18 protein-coding genes and 1 pseudogene are annotated in these 21363 nt (G+C 74.6%); 15 read left to right on the forward strand and 4 right to left on the reverse strand.

The genetic code is table 11. The features are described 5' to 3' along the window. Positions 1 to 119: 119 nt before the first annotated feature. The 9 genes from ACIBH3_RS28195 (at position 120) to pqqB (ending at position 9875) form a co-directional block, all read left to right on the forward strand. Positions 120 to 1649, forward strand: a complete 1530-nt coding sequence (locus ACIBH3_RS28195; protein ID WP_396314903.1) for a pyridoxal phosphate-dependent decarboxylase family protein — start codon at positions 120 to 122, stop codon at positions 1647 to 1649. A 44-nt stretch (positions 1650 to 1693) separates the two neighbouring features. Continuing rightward, complete coding sequence (locus tag ACIBH3_RS28200; RefSeq protein ID WP_396314904.1) at positions 1694 to 2911, forward strand: fatty acid desaturase; 1218 nt, start codon at positions 1694 to 1696, stop codon at positions 2909 to 2911. A gap of 30 nt (positions 2912 to 2941) precedes the next feature. Beyond that, on the forward strand, positions 2942 to 3385 hold the full coding sequence (locus tag ACIBH3_RS28205) for a cobalamin-dependent protein (RefSeq protein WP_396314905.1): 444 nt from the start codon (positions 2942 to 2944) through the stop codon (positions 3383 to 3385). After that, positions 3378 to 4808, forward strand: coding sequence for a methylaspartate mutase (locus ACIBH3_RS28210; RefSeq protein ID WP_396314906.1), 1431 nt, complete (start codon positions 3378 to 3380; stop codon positions 4806 to 4808). The genes ACIBH3_RS28205 and ACIBH3_RS28210 overlap by 8 nt, the downstream gene beginning before the upstream one ends. After that, entirely contained in the window at positions 4808 to 6220 is a 1413-nt protein-coding gene (locus ACIBH3_RS28215; RefSeq protein ID WP_396314907.1) for an aspartate aminotransferase family protein, read from the forward strand. Before ACIBH3_RS28210 ends, ACIBH3_RS28215 begins: the two co-directional genes overlap by 1 nt. Positions 6221 to 6668: 448 nt before the next feature. Next, the gene (locus ACIBH3_RS28220) at positions 6669 to 6836 is read left to right on the forward strand and encodes a hypothetical protein (protein ID WP_396314908.1); all 168 of its coding nucleotides are present in this window, start codon (positions 6669 to 6671) and stop codon (positions 6834 to 6836) included. After that, complete coding sequence (gene pqqC / locus ACIBH3_RS28225) at positions 6821 to 7510, forward strand: pyrroloquinoline-quinone synthase PqqC (protein ID WP_396314909.1); 690 nt, start codon at positions 6821 to 6823, stop codon at positions 7508 to 7510. Before ACIBH3_RS28220 ends, pqqC begins: the two co-directional genes overlap by 16 nt. Beyond that, positions 7507 to 8982: a pyrroloquinoline quinone biosynthesis protein PqqE gene (pqqE, locus tag ACIBH3_RS28230; protein WP_396314910.1), complete on the forward strand. Its 1476-nt coding sequence runs from the start codon at positions 7507 to 7509 to the stop codon at positions 8980 to 8982. The genes pqqC and pqqE overlap by 4 nt, the downstream gene beginning before the upstream one ends. Positions 8983 to 9017: 35 nt before the next feature. Continuing rightward, complete coding sequence (pqqB, locus tag ACIBH3_RS28235; RefSeq protein ID WP_396314921.1) at positions 9018 to 9875, forward strand: pyrroloquinoline quinone biosynthesis protein PqqB; 858 nt, start codon at positions 9018 to 9020, stop codon at positions 9873 to 9875. Between the two features lie 64 nt (positions 9876 to 9939). On the opposite strand, the gene ACIBH3_RS28240 is transcribed toward pqqB, so the two are convergent. Continuing rightward, positions 9940 to 10587: a lysophospholipid acyltransferase family protein gene (locus tag ACIBH3_RS28240; protein ID WP_396314911.1), complete on the reverse strand. Its 648-nt coding sequence runs from the start codon at positions 10585 to 10587 to the stop codon at positions 9940 to 9942. 210 nt (positions 10588 to 10797) lie between these two features. On the opposite strand from ACIBH3_RS28240, the gene ACIBH3_RS28245 reads away from it, so the two are divergent. Continuing rightward, complete coding sequence (locus ACIBH3_RS28245; RefSeq protein ID WP_396314912.1) at positions 10798 to 11085, forward strand: hypothetical protein; 288 nt, start codon at positions 10798 to 10800, stop codon at positions 11083 to 11085. Positions 11086 to 11205: 120 nt separating this feature from the next. After that, positions 11206 to 12552, forward strand: a complete 1347-nt coding sequence (locus tag ACIBH3_RS28250) for an NAD(P)/FAD-dependent oxidoreductase (protein ID WP_396314913.1) — start codon at positions 11206 to 11208, stop codon at positions 12550 to 12552. Between the two features lie 56 nt (positions 12553 to 12608). Here the strand turns inward: ACIBH3_RS28250 and ACIBH3_RS28255 are convergent, their stop codons facing one another. The 3 genes and pseudogenes from ACIBH3_RS28255 to ACIBH3_RS28265 all read right to left on the reverse strand — a co-directional run. Then, a complete protein-coding gene (locus ACIBH3_RS28255) occupies positions 12609 to 13448 on the reverse strand; it encodes an SAM-dependent methyltransferase (protein WP_396314914.1) in 840 nt (279 codons plus the stop codon). Positions 13449 to 13533: 85 nt separating this feature from the next. Continuing rightward, positions 13534 to 14022: an isochorismatase family protein gene (locus ACIBH3_RS28260; protein WP_396314915.1), complete on the reverse strand. Its 489-nt coding sequence runs from the start codon at positions 14020 to 14022 to the stop codon at positions 13534 to 13536. A 125-nt stretch (positions 14023 to 14147) separates the two neighbouring features. Next, positions 14148 to 14252 (reverse strand): annotated as a pseudogene (locus ACIBH3_RS28265) (haloalkane dehalogenase); the annotation flags it as partial. A gap of 221 nt (positions 14253 to 14473) precedes the next feature. On the opposite strand from ACIBH3_RS28265, the gene ACIBH3_RS28270 reads away from it, so the two are divergent. From ACIBH3_RS28270 to ACIBH3_RS28285, 4 genes are all read left to right on the forward strand, one after another. Further along, a complete protein-coding gene (locus tag ACIBH3_RS28270) occupies positions 14474 to 15304 on the forward strand; it encodes an SDR family oxidoreductase (RefSeq protein ID WP_396314916.1) in 831 nt (276 codons plus the stop codon). A 183-nt stretch (positions 15305 to 15487) separates the two neighbouring features. Then, positions 15488 to 17377, forward strand: a complete 1890-nt coding sequence (locus ACIBH3_RS28275) for a Stealth CR1 domain-containing protein (protein ID WP_396314917.1) — start codon at positions 15488 to 15490, stop codon at positions 17375 to 17377. A gap of 280 nt (positions 17378 to 17657) precedes the next feature. Beyond that, entirely contained in the window at positions 17658 to 19496 is a 1839-nt protein-coding gene (locus ACIBH3_RS28280) for a hypothetical protein (RefSeq protein ID WP_396314918.1), read from the forward strand. 388 nt (positions 19497 to 19884) lie between these two features. Then, positions 19885 to 21105, forward strand: coding sequence for an AMP-binding protein (locus ACIBH3_RS28285; RefSeq protein ID WP_396314919.1), 1221 nt, complete (start codon positions 19885 to 19887; stop codon positions 21103 to 21105). The last annotated feature ends 258 nt before the right edge of the window (positions 21106 to 21363 follow it).

Here is a 21363-nt window from a genome sequence, read left to right on the forward strand (position 1 = left end):
GTCCCGTCCGGCCTGCCGTTTCCCCGTCCGACGCCCCGTCCGACCTGACCCGCCCCGCCCGACCCGAGAGCCGCCCTCCGTGCCGCCGCGCGGAGAACCATCCAGCTAGGAGAGCATTCGTGACTACGACCGTGCCCGGGCCGCTGTACCAGCCCGCCGGGACCGCCGCCGGCCTGGAGAGCGTACGGGGTCTGGTGAACACCGCCCTGGACATCCTGCAGGAGGTCTCCGCCGCCAGGCTGGGGCCGGTGGCCGCGGGCGGACCCGAGGGTGCGCGGGCCGCCGCCCGACAGGCGCTCGAAGCTCCGCTGCTGCCCGCGCAGGGCGGTGACGGCGCCACCGTCCTCGGCGACCTGATCCGCCCGTACGCCCAGTGGTCGGTGGACATCACCCACCCGGCGGCGCTGGCCCGGATGCAGCCGCCGCCGACCGACGTGGCCGCCGCCGCCGAGCTGGTCGGCGCCGTCCTCAACCAGTCCCTGCACGCCTGGGAGAGCGGCCCGTTCGCGCTGGAGCTGGACCGCTGGGTGGTCGCCCAGCTGGCCGAGCTGGTCGGCTACGACCCGGCCGAGGCCGGCGGCACGCTCACCTCCGGCGGCAGCGTCTCCAACCTGATGGCGATGACCATGGCGCGGGACACCACGCTCGCCGACAAGGTCGGCCGGTACGCCTTCCAGGAGGGCCTGCTGCGGCTCGGCGTCCAGCCCGTGGTGCTCTGCCCGCAGGGCGTGCACTTCTCGATCGAGCGGGCGGTGCGGCTGCTGGGCATCGGCGAGGACAACATCATCACCGTGCCGATCGACAAGAACGGCCGGATGATCCCCGAGGAGGCCGAGCGCATCCTGACCGAACTCCCCGAGGACAAGGTCGCCGTGGCGCTGGTCGCCGTGGCCGGCTCGACGGACCTGGGCATCGTCGACCCGCTGCCGGAGCTGGCGGCGATCGCCCGCCGGCACGGCGTCTGGCTGCACGCCGACGCCGCGTACGGCGCCGGCGCCCTGTTCTCCCCCCGGCTGCGTGGCATGCTGGACGGCCTGGCCGACTGCGACTCCGTCACCATGGACCTGCACAAGTTCGGCTGGGCCCCGGCCTCCTCGGCGGCGCTGCTGGTCCGCCGGGCCGAGGCGATGGTGTCCTTCGGGCTCCAGCCCACCACCTGCCTGAGCGCCGACGACGACACGTGCGCCGGCTACATCGGCGCGCAGAACACCTCGCTGCAGACCACCCGCCGGGTCGACGCGCTGAAGATCGCGGTCTCGATGCGGACCCTGGGCCGGGAGACGATGGCCGCGATGGTCGACACCTGCCACGACCTCGCCCGGCACGCCGCCGCCCGGATCACCGCCGAACCGCGGCTGGAGCTCGGCACCGAACCGCCGCTCACCGCCGTGCTGTTCCGCTACCTGCCCGCCGACGGCTCGGACGCCGACGCGTTCAACGGCGCGCTGCGCCGCCGGGTGATGCACGAGGGCCGCGCGCTGCTGGCCCGTACCCACATCCCCCAGGAGGGCGGCGGCAGCCGGGTCTTCCTCAAGCTGATGCTGCTCAACCCGGACACCAGTACCGCGCAGCTCGACAGCGTCATCGACGAGCTGCTGGCGCTGGCCGCCGAGCAGGAAGCCGCCCAGGAAGCCGCGGCCGGGTCCTGAACCGCCACGCCGCAGTCCGAGGTTCAGGGGAAAGAGACCGGCCGATGTCCGAGGTGAACGGCATGCCCGCGCAACCCGTCCACGACTTCTGCGCGCCCGACCCGGTGCGCGAGTCCATGCAGCGGTTGCCGCGCGCCCTCGCCCTTCCGCTGACGCTGCTGACCGGCCGGCCGCACGCCGGTCAGCGGCCGATCACGCTGACCCCGACCAGGCATCTGGTCAACGCCGTCGGGTCGATGACCGCCGGGCTGCTGCTCAGCTGCACGGCGGTGTCGGCGGCCGGCTGGTGGCTGACGCTGCTGCTGCCCGGCTGGGCGATGACCCTGCACGGCGCCCGGAACCTGCGCATGATGATCTACCACCAGTGCGCGCACCAGAACATGTGGGGGCGGCGCGGGCCGGACGCCGTCCTCGGCCGGCTGATCGCGGCCCTGCTGATGATCCAGGACTTCGAGCGGTACAGCTCGGAGCACATCAGCGACCACCACGCCCTGCACCACATGACCCTGCGCGACCCGACCGTGCAGGCGTTCCTGGTGAGCCTGGAGCTGCGCCCCGGCATGACCCGCCGTCAGATGTGGCGGCGGGTCATCGGGAAGACCGTCTCGCCCGCGTTCCACCTGCGCTTCCTGTACGCCCGGTTCCGGTCCTACTTCCACTCCGCGACGCCGGCCTGGCGGGCGGGCGCGCTGGCGGCCGCCGTACTGGCCGCGGGCCTGGCCACCGGGCTGCACCTGTGGGTCCACCTCCTGGTCGCCTGGGTGGTGCCGATGACCCTCCTCTACCAGGTCAGCAACATCCTGCGGCTCTGCGTCAAGCACACCTTCCCCTCCCCCGGGCAGGAACCGCGGCGCGGCAAGGAGTACTTCGCCGGCCTGACCAACGCCATCTTCATCGGGGAGCCGGCGCCCGAACCGGATCTGCCGCCGGCCCGGCGCCCGGCGGCCTGGCTGCGCTGGTGGGCCAGGATGCTGCTGGTCCACTTCCCCGCCCGGTACCTGGTACTGACCGGCGACACCGTCGTCCACGACTTCCACCACCGGCACCCGATGAGCCGGAACTGGGCCAACTACCTCTTCGCCCGCGAGGAGGACCACCGGCGAGGCACGCCCGGCTGGCCGCCCTACCGCGAGGTGTGGGGCCTGGTCCCGGCGATCGACCTGGTCTTCGACTCGCTACGGGCCGCGGATCCGGCCGAGTACCACCCCGACCGGCTCGCCGAGGTGAACCACCGTGAACTCTTCGCCGCCTTCGACGACTGACCACCAGCCAGCACAACAGAAGGGTTGCCCGTGAACACCCTCAGGGAGCCGCAGGAACGCCTGGTCATCCTAGGCGTGGCGGAGAGCGACTCGCATGCCGTCGCCAACCATCTGATCCGCATGCAGCTGATCGAGCACGGCTTCACCGTGATCAACCTCGGCGTCTGCACCCCGCTGAGCGACTTCGCCGACGCCCTGGAGCTCCACCCCGAGGCCGAGGCCGTCCTGATCGGCAGCCTCAACGGACACGCCCACCAGGACCTGAGAACCCTGCCCGAGCTGCGCGCCGCCGGCCGGCTCGGCCGCCCGGTCGTGGTGGGCGGCAACCTGTCGGTCGGCAGCCGCAAGAGCGAGGCCGACCTCCAGCGGCTGTACGACCTGGGCGTGGACCACCTGCTCCCGGACGCCAACGAGCTCGTGCTGCTGCTCGACATGCTCCAGGCCGCGAAGGCGGCCGAGCTGCAGAATGGCTGAGCTGAACGGACTCGAACTCGATCCGCGGGTCGCCGCCGACCTGCCGGACTGGTCCGACATCCTGGCGTACCTGCGCGATCCCGCCCGGCGCAGCGCCGTCGACGTGCTGCGTGCCGCCGAGGCGGCCGGACGGCCCACCGTCCAGCCGCGCTGCGGGGTGGGCGGGCACGAGCAGATGCGGGCGCTGCTGCGCGGGCTGGAGCCGGCGGGCCCCGGCATCCTCTCGCTCACCATCGACTCGCACACCCGGCTGAGGAGGTTCGACACCGCGCGGGAGCTGCTGCGCACCGCGCCGGCCGACCTCAACGGCTACCCGCTGGTCGCGCACGGCTGGCAGCGCGGGCGCGACCTGGGCGAGGCGGTGGCCGTCCCACTGGAGGTACGGCACGGCTCACCCGACGGGCGCGACCTGTTCGCGGTGGCCGTCGCCGCCGGCATCACGTCCTACGAGGGCGGCGGCATCGGCTACAACCTGCCCTACTCCAAGAACGTCCCGCTGGGCGACTCGCTGCGGGCCTGGCAGCAGGTGGACGCGCTCTGCGGCGAGCTGGCCCGGGCCGGCGTGGTGCTCGACCGGGAGCTGTTCGGGACCCTGACGGCGGTGCTGATACCGCCCTCGATCAGCCTGGCGATGACGCTGCTGGAGGCCGTCGCCGCCGTCCGGGAGGGGGTGCGGTGCCTGTCGGTGGCGTACCCGCAGGCCGGCGAGATGCACCAGGACATCGCCGCGCTGCGCGCGGTGCGCTCGCTCGCCGCCCGCTACCTCGGCCCCGGCGTCGAGGTCTACCCGGTGCTGCACGAGTTCATGGGCGTCTTCCCCCGGACACCCGACTTCGCCAACCTGCTGATCGTGCACGGCGGGCTGACGGCCCGGCTCGGCGGCGCCACCAAGGTGATCAACAAGACCGTCCAGGAGGCGTACGGCATCCCGGACGTGGCGGCCAACGCCGACGGGATCCGCGCCGCCGCCCTCGGCGCCTCGCAGCTGCTGGACTTCGTCCGGGTGGACGAGGACCGGGTGGCCGAGGAACTGCACTGGATCGAGCGGGAGGTCGCCGAACTCGTCGAGCCGGTCCTCGCCGGCGAGGACCTGATCGCCGGCATCGAGGCGGCCTTCGCCGGCGGCCGCCTGGACATCCCGTTCAGCGCCAGCGTCCACGCGCACTCCCGGGTGATCCCCCGGCGGGACGCCTCCGGTGCCATCCGCTACGCCGACAGCGGGTCGCTTCCGTTCTCCGGCGCGGTGCTGCGCCGGCACGCCACGTGGCTGCGCGATGGCAAGGGCGCCGGCGAGGGCGCGGCGGCCCGGACGCTGATCGAGGCGGCCAACGCCGACATCCACTACTTCCTCGAACAGGAGCGCCTGGCCCTGCCGGGCACGGCGCTCCCCACGCTCACCGACAACCCCCGATCGAGGTACTGATGACCACCGAAGACCTGTCCGCCCCCGCTCCGTCCATCCAGCAGTCCCCCGCCGGCACACCGGACCCCCGGGAGGGCGAGCGGGTCTTCGCGGACGACCGGGCGCACCTGTTCCACTCCTGGGCCGCCCAGGGCGCGGTCAACCCCATCCCGGTGGCGGGCGCCGCCGGCCGGCACTTCTGGGACTACAGCGGCAAGCGCTACCTCGACTTCTCCTCGCAGTTCATCAACCTGAACATCGGGCACGCCCACCCCAAGGTGGTCGCGGCCATCAAGGAGCAGGCCGACCGGATCTGCATGATCGCCTCCACCTTCGCCAACGACAAGCGCGGCGAGGCGGCCCGGCTGATCGCGGAGCTCGCGCCCGGCGACCTCAACCACGTGTTCTTCACCAACGGCGGGGCCGATGCCAACGAGCACGCCGTCCGGATGGCCCGGATGCACACCGGGCGTCCCAAGGTGCTCTCCGCCTACCGCTCGTACCACGGCGGGACGGCGACGGCGATCAGCCTCACCGGGGACCCTCGGCGCTGGGCCAACGAGAACTCCGGCAGTGCCTCCGGCAACATCGCGCACTTCTTCGGGCCCTACCTCTACCGTTCGCACTTCCACGCGACCACGGAGGCCGAGGAGTCGGCCCGGGCGCTGGCCCACCTGGAGCAGGTGATCGCGTTCGAGGGCCCGTCGACCATCGCCGCCATCGTGCTGGAGAGCGTGGTGGGCACGGCCGGCATCCTGGTCCCGCCGGCCGGGTACCTGGCGGGCGTGCGCGCGCTGTGCGACAGGTACGGCATCATGCTGATCGCCGACGAGGTGATGTCCGGCTTCGGCCGGGCCGGCGAGTGGTTCGCCATCGACCACTGGGGGGTGACGCCCGATCTGATCACCTTCGCCAAGGGCGTCAACTCCGGCTACGTGCCGCTCGGCGGCGTGATCATCTCGGACGCCGTGTACGCCACCTTCCACGACGTGGCCTACCCCGGCGGCCTGACCTACTCGGGCCACCCGCTCGCCTGCGCCGCCGCCGTCGCGACCATCACCGCGATGAAGGAGGAGGGCATCGTCGAGAACGCCGCCCGGATCGGCGAGCAGGTGCTCGGCCCGGGCCTGCGGGAGATCGCCTCCCGGCACCCCTCGGTCGGTGAGGTCCGCGGTCTGGGCGTGTTCTGGGCGGTGGAGCTGGTCCGCAACCGTGAGACCCGGGAGATGCTCGTCCCGTACGCGGCCGGCGGCGCCCAGACCCGCCCGGTGGACGAGGTCGTCGCGGCGTGCAAGGAGCGCGGCATGTGGCCGGTCTACAACTACAACCGCATCCACATGGTGCCGCCCTGCAACATCACCGACGAGGAGGCCCGGGAGGGCCTGGCGATCCTCGACGAGGCCCTCGACGCGGCCGACCGGTACGTCGACTGAGCCGCATCGGGCGGCCTCGCGCCGGCGCGACTGCTGAGGCGCACCGGCGCGCGCCCGGATCGCCCGAGTGGCCCGAGTGGCCCGAGTGGCCCCGGACGCCCGGGTCGCCCCCCGGCGTGGGAGTCGGCCGGTCCGACCTCCCACCTGGGGGCGTTCCCGCTCCCCGCAACTGACCGTCGCGCAGGGCGGCATGCCCGCCCTGCGGTCCGTGCTCCAGCCACCGCGGTCGGGCGCGCTCCACCCAGCGCCCGGCCCGCGTCGGGCCGCCCGCGGCTCGCCCCGGCCCACCCCCGCTGCTCGCCCGGGTGGGCCTGCGTCCTCACTCGTTCGAGGCCGCTGCGGCCGGACGCCGCTGCCCCACCCGGCGCGCGGCCGCCACCGCTCGTAGCGTCTGGCCAGAGGCGCGATCCGCCGGATCGGCGCCCGTTCCCGATCAGCAGGAGGAACCATGGACACCACCACCGTGCGGGCCACCCCGGCGGCGCGGACCCACGCGAGCCCGCCGGCGCGGCCGGCCGCGAAGCCGCGCTGGTCCTCCCCCAGGGTGGAGTGCCACCAGACCGGCGCCGAGGTCACGGCCTACGCCGGGAAGGCCGCTCCGTGGCAGGAGCGCTGACCCGCGACCGCTTCGCCGCAGAGCTCCACGCGCTGCGCGGGCGGTACTGGGACACCCACCCGTTCCACCTGCGGCTGCACGCCGGGCACTGCACACCTCGGGAGCTTCGCCTGTGGGTGGCCAACCGCTGGTACTACCAGCTGTGCCTGACCCGCAAGAATGCCGCGATCATCGCCAACTGCCCGCTGCCCCGGGTACGTCGGGCGTGGTCGGAACGACTGGGCTACCAGGACGGGCGGACCGAGGACGAGGGCGGGCTGGCCGACTGGCTCGCCCTCGCCGAGGCCGTCGGCCTCGACCGTGCGGAGGTGCTCGACGAGCGGCACGTGGTGCGCGGGGTGCGCTTCGCCGTCGACGGCTATCTGCACTTCTGCCGGAGCAGGGACTGGACGGAGGGCGTCGCCGCGGCCCTCACCGAGATGTTCTCCCCCGACCACATGACCCGGCGGGTCGCCGCCTGGCGCGAGCACTACGACTGGATCAAACCCGAGGGCTACGCCTACTTCGAGCACCGGATCCCGACCGCCCGTCAGGACGGCGCCCGCACCCTGGAACTCGTGCTGGAGCACTGCACCACCGCCGAGCGGCAGCAGGCGGCCATCGCCGCGCTCGCCTTCAAGTGCGAGGTGCTGCGTGCCGTGCTGGACGCCGTGGACTACCGGGGCGAGCGGTGAGCGAGGCCGCCGGCGGGTGCCGGCCGCACCTGCGCCGCGGCGTCCGGCTGGTCCACGACCCCGTCCGCGACCGGCCCGCACTGCTCTACCCCGAGGGCGTGCTGCTGCTCAACGACAGCGCCGCCGCCGTCCTGCTGGCCTGCGACGGGCGACGCGGCACCGCGGAGGTCACCACCGCACTCGGCGAGGCGTACGAAGGCGTCGACCCCGAGGAGGTCCGGGCGCTGCTCACCGACCTCGCCGGACGCCGGCTGCTCACCCTGGACGGCACCGGCGGCCCGGCGGCCCCCGCCCAGAACACCGGACCGCCGCTGCAACTCCCGCCGCAAGCACCGCAGCCGGCGCCGCAGCGGAAACCGCAACGGCATCCGAAGCCCGGGACGTCGGCGCCCGGGACCTCGGCGCCCGCGCCGCTGGGCCTGATCGCCGAACTCACCTACCGCTGCCCGCTGCACTGCACCTACTGCGCCAATCCGGTCGCCCTCGACGGCTACCGCGAGGAGCTCGAAACCGGGGACTGGCGTCGCGTCCTGGAGCAGGCCCGCGCCCTCGGCGTCCTCCAGGTCCACCTCTCCGGCGGCGAGCCGCTGCTGCGCCGCGACCTGGTCGCCCTGGTCGGACACGCCCACCGGCTGGGCATGTACACCAACCTGGTCACCAGCGGCATCCCGCTGGAGGAGGCGCGGGTGGCCGCCCTCGCGGAGGCCGGCCTGGACCACGTCCAGCTCTCGCTCCAGGACGCCGACACCCGCAGCGCGGACGCCGTCGCGGGCCTGCGCGCGCACGAACGCAAACTCGCGGCCGCCGCCCTGCTCACCGGCCGCGGCCTGCCGCTGACCGTCAACGCGGTGCTGCACCGCGGCAATCTCGCCCGGCTGCCGGCCATCGCCGACCTGGCGGTGGAGATGGGCGCGGACCGTGTGGAGCTGGCGCACACCCAGTTCTACGGCTGGGCCTGGCGCAACCGGGCGCACCTGACGCCCACCGCCGAGCAGGTGGAGCAGGCCGCACGCGCCGTCGCCGAGGCCCGCGACCGGCACGGCGCGCGGATCGAGATCGTCCACGTCGCCGCCGACCACCTGGGCGGCACCGCCAAACCCTGCATGAACGGCTGGGGCACCCGGCAGCTGGTCGTCGCCCCGAACGGCGACGTCCTGCCGTGCCTGGCCGCCGCGCAGCTGCCCGACCTCCAGGTGCCCAGCGCCCGGCGGGAGCACCTGGACACCATCTGGTACGGGTCGTCCGCCTTCAACCGGTTCCGCGGCACCGACTGGATGCCGCAGCCCTGCCGCGGTTGCGCGCTGCGCGAGGTCGACTTCGGCGGGTGCCGCTGCCAGGCCTACCAGCTCACCGGCGACCCGGCGGCCACCGACCCGGCCTGCTCGCTCTCCCCGCACCACCGGCCGCTCACCACCGCCGCAGCACCGGCCGGCCCCACCGACGCCCCCGCCGTCCCCAGGAGGATGCGCTGAAGATCCGCGTACTCGGCACCGCCGCCGGCGGCGGGCTGCCGCAGTGGAACTGCGGCTGCCCCGGCTGCGTGACCGCCCGCGCCACCGAGACCACCCGCACCCAGGACTGCCTGGCCGTCAGCGCCGACGGCAGCGCCTGGTACGCCCTCAACGCCTCACCGGACCTGCGCGCCCAACTGCTCGCCACACCCGAACTGGCCCCCGCCGCCGGCACCCGGGACACCCCGCTGCGCGGTGTGCTGCTCACCAGCGCCGAACTCGACCACACGCTGGGCCTGCTGACCCTCCGGGAGGCGGCCGCGCTGACCGTGCACGCCACCCTGCCGGTACGCGAGGCCCTGCACTCGGCGTTCCCGGTCGGCCCGCTGCTCGCCCCCTACACCAAGGCCCGCTGGCACACCGTCCGGCCGGAAGAGCCGTTCGAGCTGGACGGCGCGCTGCACGTGCGGGCGTTCGCGCTCGGCAGCAAGCGGCCGCGCTACGCCCAGGACCTGCCGGGCGCGGGCCGGGAAGAGCGTACGGACTGGACCGTCGGCTACCGCCTCACCGACCCGGCCGGCGGCGGCGTACTGGTGTACGCGCCGTGCCTGGCGGCCTGGAGCGAGGGATTCGAGCAGGCCATCGACGGCGCCGACCTGGTCGTCCTGGACGGCACCTTCCTCGACGACGGCGAGATGGCGGCCGGCAGCAACGGGCAGCGCACCTCCCGGGGCATGGGCCACCTGGCCGTCGGCGACTCGCTCCCCCACCTGGCACGCCACCGGGGACCGCGCTACCTCTACACCCACCTCAACAACACCAACCCGCTCGCCCACCCGGACGCACCCGGGCACGCCCGGCTCGCCGCGGCGGGCGCCGAGATCGCGCCCGAGGGCGGGCTGATCGAACTCTGACCGGCCCCGCCGCCGGGGTCGGCGGGGCAGCGCTGTCCAGGGCCGCCGGGCGGTGGGGCCCGCCTCAGCCGGCGTCCAGCCGCCGGGCGGCGACGTCCCAGGCGGCCGTCACCGCCCGGTGGGCACACTCGGTCGCCGTGTCGGCGTCGCCCGCCAGCCGTACCGGGGCGCCGACGTGGACGTGGAACCCGGGGCGGCGCAGCGGTGCGGTGAGCAGCCCGGCGACCTGCTTGGCGGTACCGCCGGAGGTGAGGCGGCGGGCGCCCGCCTGGCCGAGCGGGACGACCGGAGCGCCGCTCTCGCGGGCCAGGCGGGACAGGCCGCTGCGGAAGGACTCCGGCGCGGCCTCCCCCGCGTCCCGGCGGCGCGGCAGCCGGCCCTCGCCGTAGATCAGGACGAGCCGGCCGGCGGCGAGCGCGGCGGCTGCGCCGTCCAGTGCGGCGGCGGCCCGGCCGGTGTTGCGGTGCACGGCGATGTGGCCCTCGCGTTCGAGTGCGCGGCCGAGTACGGGGATGCGCCACAGGCCCGCGGTGGCCAGCACGACGGGCCGTACGCCCAGGCGGTGCAGGGCGGCGAAGACGATCGCGGGGTCGGCGAGGGAGGTGTGGTTGGCCGCGATGATGCTGCCGGGGGCCAGCTCGGCGGCGGGGTCGGTGCTGACCGTCAGGTCGCCGAAGGCGGGGACCAGGGTGCTGGCGATGCGGCTGAGCATGTGCGGGTCCTTCGCGCTGGGTCGTGAGGTGGGCCGGGACCGGGGGCCGCGGGCCGGGAGCAATCCTCCTCCGGTGGCCGCGGGGACACCTGAGTACGGGTACTCATTCGCGGCCCCGACCGGCGGGCGGCACGGTGGGAAGCGCCCTGCACGGTGCCTCGCGGGCCCGCCGGGATGCGGCGGTGCGGCTCTCGGTGCAGGGTCGGGAGCATGAACAGCCTGATCGTCCTCCTGGAGCTGGAGCCGTCCACGGAGTTCATCGACTCGGACGAGATCGACATCGGCGCGCGGGTGCGGTGGGTCCACGCCGCCGACCCCGACCCCGGCGGCGACCCCGACGCCCCGCGGCGCCCGCCGGCCCGGACGCTCTGCGGGCTCGACACCACCGAGCTGGAGCCGGAGGAGTACCTGCCGGCCGGCCCGGGTGAGCCGTGGTACCCGCCGGAGCACGGGACCAGGCGCTGCCGCGACTGCGAGGCCGTCGTCCTCAGCCGCTGAGCTGCGGCGAGCGAGGCCCGGGCGTCGCCGCGCCGGTCCGCCGTGGCGGTCGGGCGCCCTGTGGCGTGCTCAGTTACGGTGCCGTACCGCGCGGTTGTACGGATCCCCTACGCTCCCCCCATGGTCTCTTCGGGTGGTAACGGTGCGGACGGGCGCGGCACGGCGGTTGTGATCGGGGGTGGGCTGGCCGGTCTGCTGGCGGCGTGGGCGCTGCGCGGGCAGGCCGCCAGGATCGTGGTGGTGGAGCGCGACCGTTACCCCGAGCAGCCCGGGTTCCGGGCGGGCACCCCGCAGGGCCACCACGCGCATCTGCTGCTGGAGGGCGGCCGACGGGCGCTGGAGGAGCTGATGCCGGGCATCGGCTCCGAGCTGGGGGAGCAGCAGGCGCAGCTCGTCGACGTGCCGAACGGGCTGAACTGGCTGAGCTCCGCCGACTGGATGCCCCGCTTCCGATCCGGTCTGTCCTTCCTCTCCTGCACCCGGCCGGTGCTCGACCACGCCGTGCTGGAGCGGGTGCGCACCGAGCCGTCGATCGAGTTCCTGGAGGCCACCACGGTGGTCGGGCTGCTCGGTGGCGCCGCCGGTCTGACGGGCGTGCGCATCCGGGCCAAGGGCGCCACCACCGGCGACGGGGACCGGGAGATCGCCGCCGAGCTGGTGGTCGACGCGTCCGGCCGCTCCTCCGCCCTGCCGGACTGGCTGGGCGAGGCGGGCTACCCGCGGGCGCCCGAGGAACGGGTGGACCCGGGGGTGGCGTACGCGAGCAGGCTCTACCACCGGCCGGCCGACAGCGACCCGGACCTGCCGGCGGTCTACCTGCAGACCAAGGCCCCGGACCAGCCCCGCTTCGGCGTGCTGCTGCCCGTGGAGGGCGACCGCTGGCTGGTCACCGTCGGCGGTATGCGCGGCGCGGAGCCCGCACCCGGTGAGGCCGGTTTCGCCGCCCAGCTGGAGCAGCTGCGCGATCCGGTCCTGCGCGATCTGGTCGCCGGGGCCGAACCGGCCGGTGAGGTCAGGGGGTTCCGGCCGGGGCCGGGCGTGCGGCGGCACTACGAGCGCAGCTCCCCCGCAGGACTGGTCGCCGTCGGCGACGCCGCCTGCACCTTCAACCCGGTGTACGGGCAGGGCATCTCCACCGCGGCCTTCGGCGCGCGGGCGCTGCGGGCCGCCGTGCTGCACCACGGCATCGGCCACGCGGGCGCCCGGGAGGCGCGCCGGGGCGTGGCCCGGGCGGCGGCCGACGCCTGGCTGATGTCCAGCAGTGAGGACGTCCGGTTCCCGACCACGGAGGGCGGGCCGTCGGGTTCCACCGTCCGGATCCAGCACCGCTATCTGGACCGGGTGATCGCCCGGGCCGCGGTCGACCACGGTGTCTGCGCGGCGTTCGTCGCGGTGATGTCGCTGACCAGGCCGCCGACATCGCTGTTCCATCCGAAGGTGCTGTGGTCGGTGCTCCGCGGGCGGTGAGGCGCGGCGCGAACGCGAGCGCCGGCGTCGTACGGCGAGCCGCGGGAGACCTGCCGTCAGCGCCGCACCGCGGTGAGGTAGCCGGTGTGGGACGGCCCGGTGACCGGGCGCCCGTAACGGGCGGCGACGGCGTCGAGCGGGTGGGTCTCGGTAGACCAGCCGTGTCCGTCCAGCCAGTTCGCGGTGTCCGGCCCGAGGCCGCCCCGCCACAGTGAGGTGATGTGCGCGAGCGACGGGTCGTCCAGCGCCGTCGTGCCGGTGCGGGCGCGCTCCAGAGCCAACCTGCTTCCAGGGCGGGAGAGTTCGCCGACGGCGCCGAGCAGCGCGGCGGCCTGCTCGGCGGTGAGGTAGACCAGCAGCCCCTCGGCCAGCCAGGCGGTCGGCTCGGCCGGGTCGAAGCCGGCCCCGCGCAGCAGGTCCGGCCAGCGTGGGTCCAGCAGGTCGGCGGGCAGCGCGGTGCGTTCACAGCGCGGCACCGCCGCAAGGCCGGTGAGCACGCCCTCCTTGAACTCCAGCACCGGCGGCAGGTCCAGCTCGTACAACCGGGTGCCGGACGGCCAGGACAGCCGGTAGGCGCGGGTGTCGAGACCGGCGGCCAGCAGCACCACCTGCCGGCAGCCGGCGGCGAGCAGGTGGTCGTCGTAGAAGCGGGTGCGGATCACCGTCTGGAACCGCAGTGCCTTCGCCAGCGCGCTGGCCGGCTCGGGCCGCCCGCCGGGCCCGGCGGGCCCTGTCGTACTCGCCGCCGGATGCTGCGGCTCGCCCGAGGCGGCGACGAAGGCCGCGGCGTACGGATCGTTGAACAGGCCCTGCGGGCGGGCACTTTCGAGCGCGCGCACCCCGGCCACGGCCAATGCCGTCCGCGACACCGCGCTCATGGGTTGCGAGGTCGTCATACCGGCCAACGGTACAGCCACGCGCGGCCCGGTGGGGGTCCACCCGAGGTGACTTCCCGGCACCTCGGCCACTTCTGACGGTAAGTCAGGTGTAGGTGGCCGTCGTGCGGACCTCGCCGAACCGAGGGAAGATCCGCTCGACGGTGAAGTCGTGCTCGTCGGCGGCGAATCCCGACATCGCGTCGGCGACGAACTCCAGCTCGTAGCCGTGATCGCTCGCGGCCCGCGCGGTGGACTCCACCCCCATGGTGGTGATCAGGCCGGCGAGCACCAGCGTGTCCACGCCGAGAGCGCGCAACCGGTCGTGCAGGTCGGTGCCGTGGAACGCCCCGACGGTGCGCTTGACGAGGGTGAGGTCGCCGGGCCGGACCAGACCGTCGACGAAGCCGCTGCCGGGCGGCTGCTCGGCCACGTCGGGCCGGTCCACCCGTACCAGCACCACGGGGCGACCGTTCGCCCTGAACGCCTCGGCCAACCGGCGGCAGCGCGCGACCACTTCCGCACCTGAGTGCGGGGCGACGGGCACGGCGACGATGCGGGGCATCAGATCGATGAGAATCAGCGCGGAGGTCACACCGAGGATCGTAGGGGCGGCCGGGGCGGTCGGGCCCCGGCCCGCCGTCCCCGCACAGCGCCGAAGCAGAGCACCGAAGCACAGCACCGAGGGCGCCGGACGCGGCGGCTACGGTGCCAGGAGCCTGCCCAGTCGAAGGCGAGGGAGCCGCCCCAGTCCAGGCCGACCAGGACGACGTCCGTCAGGCCGAGCGCGCCGAACCAGGCGTCGAGGCACCGGGCGTGGTCGGCTACTGTTTCGGCCGACCGCCGCCGACGGGGCGCCGCCGCCCGCAGGCTCACGCACCTGCCGGCCGGGGTCTGGGCCGACTCAGAGCGCTCGACCGGGACGGAGCGGCGAGCCGCCGGCGGGCACGGCGGGGCGCGCGGCGGGCACAGCGCGGCAACGGCGGGCCTGCGGAGCCGGGCCGTCGCGCCGCGCGGGGCCAGGTGCGACATTCGAAGGGAGGAGTGTGATCGCCCCAGCTCCGGAGGTGGACACGACGGGCAGCGTCCTCGTCACCGGCGGTACCGGTCATCTGGGCCGCGATGTCGTCACCCTGCTGAAGTCGGGCAACCGCGTCCGCGTCCTCGCCCGCACACCCGGCAGCGACCCGCAGGTGGAGTGGGTCCGCGGCGATCTCGCCACCGGGGAGGGCGTCGCGGAGGCGGTCCTCGGTGTCCGCACCGTGGTGCACGCGGCCACCCTCTCCCCCGCCGCCCGGCGCGGCTATCTGCTGCCGACCGACCTGCTGCGCAGCCCGCCCGAGGTCGACGTGCACGGCACCCGCCGGCTGCTGGACGCGGCCTCGCGCGCGGGCGTGCAGCACATCGCGTACATCTCGATCGTCGGCGTCGACCGGCCGAGCGGCCCGTACATGAAGGTCAAGCACAGCGCCGAGGAGCTGGTCCGCAACGGCGGCCTGCCGTGGTCGATCCTGCGGGCCACCCAGTTCCACTGGCTACTGGACCGGATGCTGGGCAAGGCCGCCCGGCTGCCGGTGCTGGCGATGCCCACCGGCCTGGAGGCCCAGCCGTGCGACAGCCGGGACTTCGCCGCCTTCGTCGCGGAGCGCGTCGCGCAGGGGCCCGGCGGGCTGTGCGAGGACTTCGCCGGGCCCGAGCTGCTGACCCTGGGCGAGCTGATCGAGCAGTGGCAGCGCGCCCGCGGCAACGGCCGCCGGCTGCTCAACGTGCCCGTACCGGCGGGTGTCGCCCGGGCGGCCCGCGAGATGACCGCCCCGGGTGGGCGCCGCGGCCGGACGACCTGGTCCGAGTGGCTCAGCACGCACCGCCCGGAGTGAGGAAGGCGACCTTGCCCCGCCTGCCGGCAGCCGTCCCGCAGACCCCGCTGGGATACAATGCGTGACTTCACCGTCACCCGTTGACATCTTCACCCGTGTGCGAGAATCCATGATCCGGCTGTCCCCCCACCACGACTCGCCCGTACCCGCCGCCGGCAGCTGCGGCGCGGGCGGCGGTGCGCTTTGACGCCGTTGCGCTCAGGCGGCTGGCTCACCGGCGCGAAGATGCTGCGGCTCTTCGACCCGCCCCGGGCCGGCGCCAAAGCCGCGCAGGCCCGGCCTGGGCCACGGCCTCCTCACCGGGCGGCCCAGGCCCCGGAGGCGGAGCCGCCGCCCGGCCACCCCGCCCTCGTCGCGGACGGCGCGCTGCTGGCCGAGGTCCGGGAGGACCTGAGGCCGGCCGCCGTCAGAGCCGCCAATCTCGCCCTCGCCGCAGCCCCCCTGCTCGACCACGGCATCCCCTACGTCCTCGCGCCGGACGCCCGCCGGCCCGACGAACCCGAGCGGCACCACATCGCCGTCGCGCTCGAACACCGCGCCGCCGTCCTCGGGGTGCTGGAGAGCACCTACGCCGGCCGCCACGTCTACCTGGAGCCGATCAGCTGGGGCCCCGGCCCCGGGCCGCTGCCGCCCGCCGGCCTCACCGCGGCCGTCGAGCGGTGCGAGCGGAGCGTGCGCCCCGCCGAGGACGGGGGAGCCGAGGACGACGGCACCGCGCAGTCGCAGGCCGCGCAGCAGCGGCTGGTCCGGGGCGTCCGGGTCTTCCGTCCGTTCGTCACCGCCGGGCGGACGCTGCGATACGGGCCGGAGTACGGCTGCGAGATCAAGTTCTGGCGGCCGGCCGGCGACTCCGGCGGCTCGATCATCCCCTACGGCGACACCCGGGCCGGCTGGTGGGTGCCGTCCCTGGAGCCGGCCGCCACCGTGGGCATCGCGGGCGGGCGCCACCCCGTGCCCGCCGCCTTCACCCGGCAGCTGATCGACGACGTCGACTTCCCCATCGACGCCGTGTACACCTGGGTCGACGACACCGACCCGCGCTGGCGCGAACGCCGGGCCCGCCGGGCCGCCCACGCCGGGGCGGGCGCCGCCGGCCCCGGGCACGGCACGGAGGAGCAGCGCTTCCGCAACCGCGACGAACTGCGGTACAGCCTGCGTTCGTTGGCGATGTACGCACCCTGGATCCGGCACGTCTTCCTGGTGACGGACGACCAGGTCCCCGCCTGGCTGGACACCGCGCACCCGGGCCTGACCCTCGTCAGCCACCGCGAGCTCTTCGGCGACCCCGACCTGCTGCCGGTCTTCAACTCGCGGGCTATCGAGTCCCAGCTGCACCGGATCGAGGGGCTCGGCGAACACTTCGTCTACTTCAACGACGACATGTTCCTGGGCCGCGAGGTCGGCCCCGGCTTCTTCTTCCAGAGCAACGGAGCGGCGCGGCTCTTCCAGGACGACATCATCCCGCCGGACCCGACCCGGCCCGAGGACGACTCGTACATCGCCGGGCAGAAGAACACCCGGGACGCCGTCGCCGGACGGTACGGGCGCTGCCCCACCCGGACGTTCAGCCACGCCCCGAGGTCCGCGCACCGCAGCCTGCTGCGTCAGAACGCGCGGGACTTCGCGCCCGAGCTGCGGCGGACGGCGGCGGAGGCGTTCCGCTCGCTGCGCAGCCTCTCCCCGCTCACCCTCTACGGGTACACCGCGTACCTGGCGGGGCGGGCGGTGTTCGCGGACGCCGACGAGGTCTTCGTCGACATCGGAGACCCGCAGTCGCTGCGGCGGCTGCCCGAGCTGATCGCGGAACGCGGCCCCGCGGTCTTCTGCCTCAACGACGTCACCGCCGGCCTGATCGATCCGGCCGACCAGGAGAGCGCCGTACGCACCTTCCTGACGGCCCGGTTCCCCGTCGCCGGGCCATTCGAGAAGCAGGACCCGGACGCCGGGTACCCGCCGGCGGAGCTCCCGCACGCCGAGCATCCGCCCGCCCGGCGCCCGGCCGGGGACGCACTCTCCGCGCCACGGCCGGCCGGCGCCGGCGAGGGAAGCCGGACGGCCGCCACCGCCGGCTGACCGGACGGCGGCGCCCGCGCGCCCTTCTCGTGCCCATCGCGCGGCGGAGCCGGGCAGCCGTCCCGGACCGTACGGGTGTTTCGGCGCGGCCGGCCGAGTGAGCGGGTGGGTGTCGTTCGGGCCACGGCGTCGTTCCCGGCCCCACCGTGTATCGCAGCTGCCCCTGGGCGGTCACGCTCCGCGGCCCGGATCAGGGCCGCACGCACACGACCGGCCCAGAGCCTCCGTCACACCCCGCCGGCGGTGCGCGCCCGGCGTCCGGTACAGCGATAGGAGTGACATGTCCGAGGTGGAGAATCCGCCCGCACGAAGAACCCGCCGGTCCCTCCGCAGGCCCGCAGCCGTGGTCGGCGCCGTACTGGCCGCGCTGCTGATCCCCGGCGGCTGGCAGGGCGCCCAGGCCGAATCCCGGGACATCCGGCCCAACGTCCCGGGCACGGTGCTCTCCTGGGGGACCAACGTCCAGGGCCAACTGGGCGACGGCACCACCGTCGTGGAGAGCCTCACCCCCGGCCGGGTCTGCGGATCCGCCCCGTGCATCAACCCCTTGCAGGACGTGGTCAGTGTCTCGGCCGGCTTCGACTTCACGCTGGCGCTGCGCTCCGACGGCACCGTCGTCGCCTGGGGGGACAACTTCACCGGCCAGCTCGGGAACGGCAGCACCAGCCCCACCCCCGAGCTCACCCCGGTGGTGGTCTGCAACGTGGGCGCGACCGCGCCCTGCGCCGGAGACCCGCTGACCAACGTGGTCGCCGTGGCAGCCGGCAGCACCAACAGCGCGGCGCTGCGGGCCGACGGCACGGTCGTCACCTGGGGCTTCGGCGGCAACGGTGAGCTCGGCAACGGCACCAGCCCCTTCACCGCCCAGACCACCCCCGTGCAGGTCTGCAACGTGGGCGCGACCGCCCCCTGCCCCACCAACCCGCTCACCGGTGTCGTCGGCATCTCCGCGGGCAACTCCTACGTCGAGGCGGTCCGCACCTCCGGCCGGGTGGTCGGATGGGGGCTCAACACCATCGGCCAGCTCGCCGACGGCACCAGCACCAACCGGAACACCCCCGTACCCGCCTGCGACGTCGGCCAGACCGCGCCCTGCACCGCGTTCCTGAGCGGGATCACCTCCCTCGCCTCCGGCGACGCCCACACCGTCGCCCGGGCCGCCGACGGCACCGCCCGGGCCTGGGGCGTCAACGGCTTCGGCGCGCTCGGCAACGGCACCACCACCTTCTCCCCAGTCCCGGTCAAGGTCTGCGCGCAGGGCGCGACCGCGCCCTGCACCAGCTTCCTCACCGGTGTCGCCGGTGTCGCCGCCGGCGACGACCACAGCGCCGCGGTGCTCACCGACGGCACCGTCCGCACCTGGGGCGCCAACAGCGACGGCCAGCTCGGCGACGGCACCAACACCGACCGCAGCACCCCGGCCCAGGTCTGCGCGCCCAGCGCGACCGCGCCCTGCACCAACTTCCTCACCGGCATCACCGCCGTCCGGGCGGGCGACGACCGGACCCTGGCGCTGCGCGCCGACGGCGGCGTACGCGCCTGGGGGAACAACGAGCACGGCGCGCTCGGGGACGGCACCGTCTCCGACCGGAACAGGCCGATCCGGGTCTGCGCCATCGGTGAGAGCGCGCCCTGTGCCCGGCTCCTCGAAGGGGCGAGCGACATCTCCACCGGGAGCAGCACCGATGCCGGCTTCAGCCTGGCGATCGTCCGCGACACCGCCGCCGTCCGGCCGCTCGCCGACCTGGCCCTCTCCCTCAGCGCCAGTCCGGAACCGCTGTACTACGGCAAGCCGCTGACGTACCAGATCACCGTCCAGAACTTCGGCCCGAGCGAGGCCAAGGACGTGGTCTTCACCGACACCCTGCCCGAGAACGCCCGCTTCGTCAGCGCCTCGACCGCACAGGGCAGCTGCACCACGCCGCCCGCCGGCTCCACCAACTCCGTCACCTGCTCGCTGGGCACCATTGCCGCCGACAGTCAGAGCACCAGCACCATCGTGGTGAAGGCCGTCGCGAACAACGGCGAGGAGATCGTCAACACCGCCCGGGTCAGCAGCTCCACCACCGACCTCAACCCGAACAACAACAGCGCCACCATCAGCACCCCGGTGCACTGACGCATCAGCAGCACTGCAGGGGCACGCCCACCGGGCCTTCCGGGCGGGCGTGCCCCTGCCCCGTGCCCGGGCTCCTGGAGCAGACCGGGTGGCCGGCCTGCGGGAGACCGAAAGGCTTGCCGGGTGGGGACCGAAAGGTCCCGGGGTGCGGGCCGCAGCGCTTGCCCGGCGCGCGTGGGCGCTGGTGGAATCGGTACCGGGCCGCCCTTCCCGTGGTCGGCCGCGCCGCACAGCCGACATCTGCCGGCGGACGTGCTCCTGGCGGACATGCTGCCGGCGGACGTACGGCCCCTCCCTCACACACGGCGACACGGCAGGCCGCAGCGAGCACCGCCGGCCCGGCGACCGAACACCTCGAAGACGTACGAAGACGTACAAGGAGAGCGCGTTGAAGAAGTACCCCTCGGAGCGGCCCACGGCGGAGCGGGGCGGCCCCACCCGCCCGGTTTCGCCGGCCCGCCCCGCCCGGCACCTGGCGATCGCGATGGCGCCGTCCGGGCCACCGCGCGCCGCGGTCGCCGCCGGCGGCGACCGCCCCCCGGCCGGCGCCGGCCGCTCGCCCCGCCGCTCGCCTGCCCGCTGGTTCGCCCACGGCAGGCACAACGTGTCGTACCTGTGCGTGGACCGGCACGTGGAGGCGGGCCACGGCGAGCGCGTCGCCATTCACTTCGAGGGCGCGCCCGGCGACAGCCGTGCCATCACCTACAGCCAGCTGAAGGACGAGGTCTGCCGGGCCGCGAACGCGCTGCGCGAGCTGGGCGTCGGCACGGGAGACCGGGTGGTGATCCACCTGCCGGCGCTCGCCGAGACCGTCATCGCCATGCTGGCCTGCGCCCGGATCGGCGCCGTGCACCTGCTCATCCGTACCGCCGCCGGCGCCCACCCGGACGAGCTGGCGGGCGCGCGGCTGGTCATCACGGCCGACGGGAGCCATCACGACGGCGGCGCCGGCCCGTTCGGAGCGAGCGTCGCCGACGTCCTCGCGGCCTGCACCCGGGCGGAGCACGTGCTGGTGGTGCGCCGCACCGGCCGCCCGCTCGCCCCGAGCGACGAACGCGCCCTGTGGTGGCACGAGGTCATCGCCCGTCAGCCCGGCCGGCTCGCGCCCGAGCCGTACGACGCCCGGCATCCGCTCTTCACCCTGGCGCCGGGCGGGCCCCGCGGCTCGGGCGAGTTCCTCACCCGGGCCGGCTGCCTCCACCGGGCGGTGTTCGACCTGAGGCCGCAGAGCGACGTGTACTGGTGCACCGCCGACCTGGCCTCGGAGAGCGGCCACTCCTTCGTCGGGTACGGTCCGCTCGCCAACGGCGCCACCCAGGTCATCTACGAGGGCGCGCCGGACACCCCGCCGCAGGATCGGTTCTGGCAGGTCATCAAGAAGCACCGGGTCTCCGTCCTCCACACCGCGTCCGACGCGATCCGCAGCTACCTGCGGTGGAGCGAGGAGGCAGCGGGCGGGTTCGACCGCTCCGGCCTGCGCGTCCTGGCCGCGATCGAGGAGCGGCCGGGCCCGCAGATGTGGATCTGGCGCCGCGAGCACGTGGGGCCGACGGCCGGCTGGGAGCTGCGGGCGTACCCCACCGGGTGGCCGGCCTCAGCCCTCGGCTGAGGCCGGGCGTACCCCTACCGGACCGAAAGGTTTGGCCCGGCCTACCGAAAGGTCCAGGCCAATGGTGCGGTGGACGGCTCCGGACGGAGCATCATCGATGTCGCAGAACCCGCACGTGGGAGGGGCCACCCTCCCGGATGAACGAGTACCTAGGAGTCACTGGTGAGCAACGAGAGCCTGGCCAACCTGCTCAAGGAGGAGCGGCGCTTCGCCCCGCCCGCGGAGCTCGCCGCAGCCGCCAACGTCACCGCGGCCGCC

The organism is Kitasatospora sp. NPDC050543, assembly GCF_044457565.1.
Lineage (GTDB): Bacteria > Actinomycetota > Actinomycetes > Streptomycetales > Streptomycetaceae > Kitasatospora.

Bases quoted from the DNA above. Each gene is read 5' to 3' on its own strand.
- ACIBH3_RS28200 (WP_396314904.1), top strand. From the start codon at position 1,694: ATGTCCGAGGTGAACGGCATGCCCGCGCAACCCGTCCACGACTTCTGC.
- ACIBH3_RS28210 (WP_396314906.1), top strand. From the start codon at position 3,378: ATGGCTGAGCTGAACGGACTCGAACTCGATCCGCGGGTCGCCGCCGAC.
- ACIBH3_RS28215 (WP_396314907.1), top strand. From the start codon at position 4,808: ATGACCACCGAAGACCTGTCCGCCCCCGCTCCGTCCATCCAGCAGTCC.
- ACIBH3_RS28220 (WP_396314908.1), top strand. From the start codon at position 6,669: ATGGACACCACCACCGTGCGGGCCACCCCGGCGGCGCGGACCCACGCG.
- ACIBH3_RS28240 (WP_396314911.1), bottom strand. From the start codon at position 10,587: ATGCTCAGCCGCATCGCCAGCACCCTGGTCCCCGCCTTCGGCGACCTG.
- ACIBH3_RS28245 (WP_396314912.1), top strand. From the start codon at position 10,798: ATGAACAGCCTGATCGTCCTCCTGGAGCTGGAGCCGTCCACGGAGTTC.
- ACIBH3_RS28250 (WP_396314913.1), top strand. From the start codon at position 11,206: ATGGTCTCTTCGGGTGGTAACGGTGCGGACGGGCGCGGCACGGCGGTT.
- ACIBH3_RS28255 (WP_396314914.1), bottom strand. From the start codon at position 13,448: ATGACGACCTCGCAACCCATGAGCGCGGTGTCGCGGACGGCATTGGCC.
- ACIBH3_RS28280 (WP_396314918.1), top strand. From the start codon at position 17,658: ATGTCCGAGGTGGAGAATCCGCCCGCACGAAGAACCCGCCGGTCCCTC.